The organism is Advenella sp. (assembly GCF_052108595.1).
Lineage (GTDB): Bacteria > Pseudomonadota > Gammaproteobacteria > Burkholderiales > Burkholderiaceae_B > Advenella.
The window spans coordinates 49,451-56,925 of record NZ_JBQEAU010000013.1 but is presented as its reverse complement, the minus strand read 5'-3'; the positions used below and the strand labels follow the sequence as shown (position 1 = coordinate 56,925).

The 7,475-nt window shown below is 54.9% G+C and carries 10 protein-coding genes; 4 read left to right on the top strand and 6 right to left on the bottom strand.

The window, feature by feature from the left end; translation table 11 throughout:
- Positions 1-476 (top strand): hypothetical protein (locus ACTIKR_RS04165; RefSeq protein ID WP_442327215.1); only part of this gene is annotated, 476 nt, incomplete at its 5' end.
- A gap of 8 nt (positions 477-484) precedes the next feature.
- Positions 485-1,039: a carboxymuconolactone decarboxylase family protein gene (locus ACTIKR_RS04160; RefSeq protein ID WP_442327214.1), complete on the top strand. Its 555-nt coding sequence runs from the start codon at positions 485-487 to the stop codon at positions 1,037-1,039.
- Positions 1,040-1,143: 104 nt separating this feature from the next.
- Here ACTIKR_RS04160 and ACTIKR_RS04155 read toward each other — a convergent pair whose 3' ends face one another.
- From ACTIKR_RS04155 to ACTIKR_RS04145, 3 genes are all read right to left on the bottom strand, one after another.
- Positions 1,144-1,848, bottom strand: a complete 705-nt coding sequence (locus ACTIKR_RS04155) for a Crp/Fnr family transcriptional regulator (RefSeq protein WP_193088967.1) — start codon at positions 1,846-1,848, stop codon at positions 1,144-1,146.
- 119 nt (positions 1,849-1,967) lie between these two features.
- The gene (ung, locus tag ACTIKR_RS04150) at positions 1,968-2,639 is read right to left on the bottom strand and encodes a uracil-DNA glycosylase (protein ID WP_442327213.1); all 672 of its coding nucleotides are present in this window, start codon (positions 2,637-2,639) and stop codon (positions 1,968-1,970) included.
- A gap of 88 nt (positions 2,640-2,727) precedes the next feature.
- Entirely contained in the window at positions 2,728-3,003 is a 276-nt protein-coding gene (locus tag ACTIKR_RS04145) for a hypothetical protein (RefSeq protein ID WP_442327212.1), read from the bottom strand.
- Between the two features lie 380 nt (positions 3,004-3,383).
- Here ACTIKR_RS04145 and ACTIKR_RS04140 point away from each other — a divergent pair, with 380 nt between their 5' ends.
- Complete coding sequence (locus ACTIKR_RS04140) at positions 3,384-4,625, top strand: MFS transporter (RefSeq protein WP_442327211.1); 1,242 nt, start codon at positions 3,384-3,386, stop codon at positions 4,623-4,625.
- Between the two features lie 46 nt (positions 4,626-4,671).
- On the opposite strand, the gene ACTIKR_RS04135 is transcribed toward ACTIKR_RS04140, so the two are convergent.
- Both ACTIKR_RS04135 and ACTIKR_RS04130 read right to left on the bottom strand, forming a co-directional pair.
- Positions 4,672-4,833 carry a DUF1328 domain-containing protein gene (locus ACTIKR_RS04135; protein WP_024006252.1) on the bottom strand — a complete coding sequence of 54 codons (162 nt, stop codon included), beginning with the start codon at positions 4,831-4,833 and terminating at the stop codon, positions 4,672-4,674.
- A 146-nt stretch (positions 4,834-4,979) separates the two neighbouring features.
- Entirely contained in the window at positions 4,980-5,285 is a 306-nt protein-coding gene (locus ACTIKR_RS04130) for a hypothetical protein (RefSeq protein ID WP_193088963.1), read from the bottom strand.
- Positions 5,286-5,760: 475 nt separating this feature from the next.
- Here ACTIKR_RS04130 and ACTIKR_RS04125 point away from each other — a divergent pair, with 475 nt between their 5' ends.
- Positions 5,761-6,936, top strand: a complete 1,176-nt coding sequence (locus tag ACTIKR_RS04125) for an NAD(P)H-dependent flavin oxidoreductase (protein ID WP_442327210.1) — start codon at positions 5,761-5,763, stop codon at positions 6,934-6,936.
- Here ACTIKR_RS04125 and ACTIKR_RS04120 read toward each other — a convergent pair.
- Positions 6,921-7,373 (bottom strand): YaiI/YqxD family protein, encoded by a 453-nt coding sequence (locus ACTIKR_RS04120; protein WP_193088961.1) that lies wholly within the window; start codon positions 7,371-7,373, stop codon positions 6,921-6,923. The genes ACTIKR_RS04125 and ACTIKR_RS04120 overlap by 16 nt on opposite strands.
- Positions 7,374-7,475: the final 102 nt, after the last annotated feature.

Here is a 7,475-nt window from a genome sequence, read left to right as displayed (position 1 = left end):
AGACTTATATCTATCTTGCCGATGCCCTGGATAACACCGCGCCGCAAGAGCCAACGAAAACCACAAGCACGATTCGGCCGACCGATACGCTGGCGGCCGCTATTGCACAGCACTACCCTAATGCGAGCACAGACCTGCTGCAGCTCACGCTGGATCTGCGTGGCCAGGCCTGGGACAAAACAGCGACCTGGCATTACGTTGTGGAAACCGACGTTGACGCCACTGCCGAAGCCGACTTCAATGACTGGTATACACAAGAGCATATGCCAGGCCTGGCAGCCGTACCAGGCACCGTCAGAGCCATGCGCCTACACAATCGTGATGGCGCGCCGCGCTACCACGCGCTCTATTTGCTGCAGGCACAAGACATCTTTGGTTCACCGCAATGGCTTGCAGTCCGAGGCACCGAATGGAGCAGCCGGGTACGCCCGCACTTCAAAAATACCAAACGCACCATGTTCAACATTATCAAGTAAGGAACACGATGACCCGCCTATCAGCGCCGGATCCGGCCACTATGAACGACCATCAAAAGCAGGTATATGCTGCTATTGCCGCGGGCCCACGCGGTCAGGTACGCGGGCCGCTGGCTATCTGGCTGAACCGGCCCGGTCTGGCCGAGCATGCTCAGGCGCTGGGTCAATACTGCCGCTATGACTCGAGTCTTTGCACCCGCCTGTCTGAACTGGCTATTTTGACGATGGCAGTGTTGTGGCAATCTGAGTTTGAATGGTGGGCGCACAAGCCGATCGCGCTCAAAGCGGGTGTTTCACAGGACACTATTGACGCACTGATGCATAACCGTCAGCCCATTCCCTTTGCGCGGGAAGATGAACAGGTTGTACATGATTTTGTGCACACGCTGGTGACCACCCGCCAGATACCCCAGTGGCTGTACGACAAAGCAATCGACACGCTGGGCCAGGACAATGTTGTGGACCTGGTCGGGCTGGCTGGATACTACACTCTGATCTCAATGACCCTGAATGTTTTTGAAGTTGGACTGCCCGAAGGCGCGCAGGCACAGTTCACAAGATAAACTCGAATTTAAACGATGATTTAAACCCCGATAAGCACGGGACATCGAATCCTGCTCTGCCAGCATGCAATGAAACACGACCGGCGTGCGGGTATATAAATGTGCTACCCGCTTTCCAGGGTTTCGTAGGTTTGCAGGCGGGCTGGATCAGGAATATAGACGTCCCTGCCTTCTACCATAATAAGGTTACGCGCACACAAGTCGCGCATGATACGTGAAAAATGCTCTGGTGTGATGTTTAGCAGTGAAGCAACCAGCGCCTTGTTGGTGTTGAAACGGAACTGCCCGCCATCCTGAAGCTGTGCATGCTCAAGAAAATAGTCCACTACGCGCTGGGTAGCCGATTTGAGCGTATAAGACTCTATGTCCTTGAGCAAAGCATACACCCGGCGACTCATGTTGCTGAGCATGCGCATGGCAAATGCCGGCTCGCGTTCAAGCAGGGCGAGCATACTGTCCTTTGAAATATGCAGTAAAAACAGAGCGCTGGTGGCCTGCGCGGACACCAGGCTTTCCATATTCTCCAGAAAGACGCTCTCTTCTCCGAAGCTATCGCCCGGCCCCAGGGTACGTACGACTTTTTCGCCACCATTGGGCGCGACAAACAACAGCTTGACACTGCCGTTGACGACAACGTGAAACCCTTTGCGGGTCGCGCCTTTTTCAATGATGTCATGAATGAGTGCGCCCTTGTGGAACGAGCGATGCGTGACTGACTGCGCTATTGTCTTGACTGCGGCCGGCGCCAGACCTTCGAACATGGGCAAGCGAGCCAGGAATTCACAAACAGATAGACCACCTCTGACCATAGGCTTAATCCTTCCAATGAGAATAAGCGCTATTGTGAAAGCATTAATGAAAATACATTTTGATACAAGTCAATAAAATCTCATCATTTCGATCAATTTTTGTTTAGACCTGCCATTTTTTAAACCTGCCAATCGATCGGCGCCAGGCCTTGGGTTTGGAGATATTCGTTGGCTTTTGAAAAATGCCGGCAGCCAAAAAATCCACGGCTTGCAGATAGCGGAGAAGGATGAACGCCTGTCAGAACCAGGTGGCGTCTTTTGTCTATGAACTCGCCTTTCTTTTTGGCGTGATTGCCCCATAGCATGAACACCAGATGTTCCCTTTTTTCGTTGAGCGCACGAATCACCTGGTCTGTGAATGTTTCCCATCCCCAGGCAGCATGTGAATGAGCCATGCCCGCCTGGACCGTGAGCACTGTATTCAGAAGCAGCACGCCCTGCTGCGCCCACTTTTCAAGATAACCGTGGTTGGGCATGGTGAATCCTGGAATATCGGTTTTAAGTTCCTTGTAAATATTCAAGAGTGACGGCGGAATGCGCACCGACGGTTTGACCGAAAATGCCAGGCCGTGTGCCTGATCCGGTCCATGATAGGGATCCTGCCCCAGAATGACGACTTTGACCTGCTCCAGTGGCGTCAGCCGAAAGGCGCTGAACATGTCTTGTTCCGATGGGTATATCGTATTGCCGTTTGCCCGGGCCTGGTGGACACGTTCGCGCAGCGATATGAAATAAGGCTTTTCCTTTTCGGACCCGATGGCATCGGCCCAGCTTTGGACGACTTCAGTCATGTGTTTTAGCGGCACCAAGCGCCGTATTGGTTAGTGAAAAACCGAATTGTACCAACTATTGTCATGCCCGCCTCGCAGCAGACATGGGTTATCGCGCACTGCCACTGTCTGGCGACATCGAAGTAACCGCTGTTGTCAACACCCGGTCAAACGCGCCTGAAGCAGGTGCTATCAAGGTTGATTCGAGTGTGCCGGGACCCGTATGGATCGGTGCGGACGCGACATCGTCAGTGTGTGACATGGCGGCGCCCAGATCAGGTGCGGCGTATGCCGCCCGCATGAGCGCAACCGCGACCAGCAACGCAGTCGTCAGGCACATCTTTAGCAGCCGTTCCTGAAACAGGTGCGATTGGGGCACATTCATCTGTGCAGTATGTCCTTGATAATCAGCCGCTTACCGAATATGGCGCAGCCTTAAGAAACTGGGGGGAGATTGCAGCGTGAGGCGATTGTACAAGAAAAAGCCATTGCGTTTGTGTCGCTGCATTTGGATCGCCCGGCGCCGTCGTAAAAATATGACACATCGTCGGGCAACGGCGCAAAGGCAAGTGCCAATTGAGCATCAATTTAGGTATTTTTCAGGGGTTTTTCAGCCACATTATCGCAATTGTGTTTAAAGTGAGACTCTTGCGTTTCGTATCACTTTTCAGCTCAACGCCCGGCGGTTTACGACGAATCGCGCTTAACTTAGACAGTCTTGGCAGCTGACCATTCACAAGCTGCTCCCCTAGCGAAGTTCCGTTTATGACCACCCCGCACAGCGCCAGCGAAAATGAAGTCCAGCAGATTGCCTGGAAACAGAACCTGTACGTCTGCCTTTTTGGTTCCTTTACCACCATATTGGCGATGACGCTGATACTACCGATACTACCGGTATATATCCAGAACCTGGGTGTCACCGATCCCGAGGCCGTCGTCAGTTGGTCGGGTTGGATCTTCAGCATCACATTCCTGGCGGCCGGGCTGATGGCGCCGGTGTGGGGCCGGTTTGCCGACCGCTATGGCAGGAAAATCATTCTGATTCGCGCCAGCCTTGGCATGGCCATTGGCATCGCCCTTATCGGTTGCGCGCAAACGGTCTGGCAACTGTTCTGGCTGCGACTGCTGGTCGGGCTGCTGGGCGGCTACGCGTCGGGCGCCACTATTCTGGTGGCTACCCAGACGCCACGCGCCCATACCGGTTGGGCCGTGGGTATGCTGGCCTCGGGCACGCTGGCCGGCAACCTGCTGGGCCCTCTGATCGGCGGCATCGTGCCGGCGTTGCTGGGAATCCGACTGACATTTTTTGTTGCCGGCGGCATTATTCTGCTCGCGTTTTTCTGTACAGTATTCATGATCCGCGAAACCCACAAGCCACGCGAGGCGCCGCCCAAAAACGCAATACCCTACTCGTTCTGGAAATCGGGCCAGCAGCGCAATCTGGTGTTGCTGATGCTGCTGGCCGGTACCCTGCTGATGTTTGCCAATATGTCGGTAGAGCCCATCATTACGCTTTATCTGGCGTCGCTGCGTACACTGACCGACCAGATTCCCTTGCTGGCGGGCATTGCCATGTCCGCCACAGCCTTCGGCAGCATGCTGTTTTCTTCAAGGGCAGGACGCTGGGGCGACACGCACGGTCACCTTAAAATGCTGATAGCAAGCTTTATCGCAACGGCTGTTCTGTTACTGCTGCAAGGACTGGCCCAGACCGACTGGCAATTTATCACCTTGCGTTTTCTGATGGGGATGACGCTTTGCGGCATTATGCCGGCGCTGACAGCCATGATCCGACATAATGTGCCGGCCGATGCCGCCGGTGGCGTACTCGGATATGCAACGTCCACGCAATATGCCGGCCTGGTACTGGGACCGCTGGCCGGAGGATTGGTTGCCAATCAGGCAGGATTTACGGCTGTGTTCCTGATGACCGGGGCGGTCATGCTGCTTGCCGCAGCATTGCTTTTCAGGCAAATGCGCACGACCGCCGGGCCGGATACCGCCTGAGCGGAACGCCTCAAGCAAACGAACGCTTCAGGGAAACACGAGCGCCCTACTTGAATCTGCCGCCGAATACCAGCGACAAAATGGCCAGTACAATGAAGACAACGAACAGGATCTTGGCGATGGACGCGGCCCCGGCCGCAATACCACCAAAGCCCAGAACAGCGGCGATGATGGCAATAATGAAAAATACGACGGCATAGTGCAACATGGGCTTCTCCTGCTACATTGTTGGTTATTAATAATCAAACAACAGGCCCGTACTGCATTTACGGTTGAGTATTCTGATCTTTAATTCAACTGAAATCGGGCACTGCGTGTACTCACGATTTACTTAATAAAGACTGCACGTGAATATTACCATACGTCGCGAAAACGAGAATACCTGCGATGTGAATCATAGCGGCGGTCCCAGCGATGACGACGGTCATACCTGCGATCATCACTGTAATAACGCGGCTTGTTACGCCAGCCATGATGGCGGTAACGTGGATGATGCCTGTGATAATGACGATCGCCGTAATGGCGGTGGTCAACCTGCATTGTATAAGGGTGGCTGCTATACCCACGCTCGTAGGGACGCTCGTTTGCCAGTGCAGACGTAGCCGCGCCCAAAGACAGGCAGGCAAGAACGATAGCAAGCAGTTTTTTGATGGAGACCATAGTCATACTCCTTTCTTGACGGCATACCATTTTGGTGCCGAAACCATGTGTATGAAAAACACGATTCGATAGTAATAGCCTGCACGCGCGATTGCTATTACCAAATATGACTGGCATTTCGCAGGGTTTCTATTCAGACTCCGACCAATTTCGGTCGGTTTCAGAAACGGGTTATTTGCGCCTCCGGGAGCGCGCCGCGCCGCTTGCGCCGCCGCAACAATCATTGCAAAAGGTCGTATTTTCAATATTTTTCAAGACAGCAGCGTACACCCGGGTAGCGTACGCTGACGCTGCCAATTCAGCGAATCATGGTTGTCCTGTGGCCTGCTGTCTAATTCAATTGATATTGATTTTTGTCAACTGCACAACAGACCAGAACCCGCACAATGAGATATTCACAAGCGCCGCGTCTCATCAGTCAATACCACGGGAACCGGCTACGCAGCTTTGTGCTCAATCCAACCAGGACACCCGCATGCATTCCTTCTCGCCCCTACGAATCAAAAATCATACATTGTTGCCGATGGTGCAAGGCGGCATGGGCGTCGGTATTTCCGCCAGCAGCTTGTCCGCGGCCGTCGCGCGTGAAAATGCCGTGGGAACCATCGCCAGCATCGACCTGCGGCACCTGCATCCGGATCTGCTGGAGCAATCCAGGGCACTGGCCAGCCAGGAACACTATGACAGGCTCAACCGGATCGCCCTGGACCGGGAGGTCAAAAAGGCCTTAAAACACGCCAACGGCCAGGGCATGATCGCCGTCAACGTGATGAAGGCAGTAAGCGACTACGCCGCCCTTGTACAGCAGGCCTGCGAGTCCGGAGCGCAAGCGATTGTCATGGGAGCCGGGCTGCCGCTGGAATTGCCGGACCTGACCCGCGAGCATCCCGACGTCGCGCTCATTCCAATTCTGTCCGAATCGCGCGGCATACAGATTGTGCTCAAGCGCTGGATGAAGAAAAACCGCCTGCCCGATGCCATTGTGATCGAGCACCCAAATCACGCCGGCGGCCATTTGGGCGCAACGACTATTGACGATCTGGGCAGTGGCCGCTTCTCTTTTGCCCGAGTGCTGGAAGAAACCGTGCAGGTGTTTCGGCAACTGGGGCTGGAGGGCGAAAAGATCCCGCTCATTCTGGCCGGTGGAATGGCTAATGTGCGCAAGATCAGTACCGCACTGCGGCAATGGGGGGCGGCCGCCGTACAGATCGGCACCGCGTTCGCCGTCACCCGCGAGGGCGACGCGCATGACAATTTCAAGCAGATACTGGCTGGCGCCAGAGACGAAGATATTGTCGAATTCATGTCCGTCGCCGGACTCCCGGCACGGGCGGTGATAACGCCCTATCTACAGAAATACCTGCGCAACGAGCAAAAACTCCAGGCATCTGCCAAGGCCGATCCGCGCCGCTGTGTACAAAGCATGAACTGCCTGCAGGTATGTGGACTGCGCGACGGCATTTCAAAAATCGGTCAATTCTGCATCGACCAGCGCCTGACCGACGCGTTCAACGGCGATGTGCGCAAGGGTCTGTTTTTCCGGGGCAAGGATCCGTTGCCGTTTGGCCAGCAGATTCGCAGCGTGTACGACACCATTCAGTACCTGCTGACCGGGAATGCCGCGCCGCAGGTCAATCACGCTTTGGCGTAACGCGCCAGCAATTTGTCAAGCTGGCCGGCAAACGCACGCGTGTCTGCCTGATCAAAAGACCTGGGGCCGCCGGTTTCAATGCCGGCACTGCGCAACTCTTCCATCATGTCGCGCATGGTCAGCCGCTCGCGGATGGTTTCCTTTGAATACAGCTCCCCACGAGGATTCAATGCCTGAACCCCCTTTTCCAGCACTTCGGCAGCCAGCGGGATATCTGCAGTGATCACCAGGTCGCCAGCGCTGGCGTGCTGGCTGATATAGGCATCGGCAACATCGAAACCCCGCGGTACCTGACGTGACTGAATATAAACAGACGGGGGCACATTGAGCATCTGATTGGCCACCAGCGTCGTTTTCACCTGCCAGCGCACAGCGGCTCTGAACAGAATGTTTTTGATCACAACCGGGCACGCGTCCGCATCCACCCAAATTTCCATTTCCTGCTCCTGCCGCAGACAACCCGATTTACAGTCTCTGGCCAGACTGTCCGATGTATACGTTTATCCTGTAGACACCTACGCACCATTGCGCCAACTCGC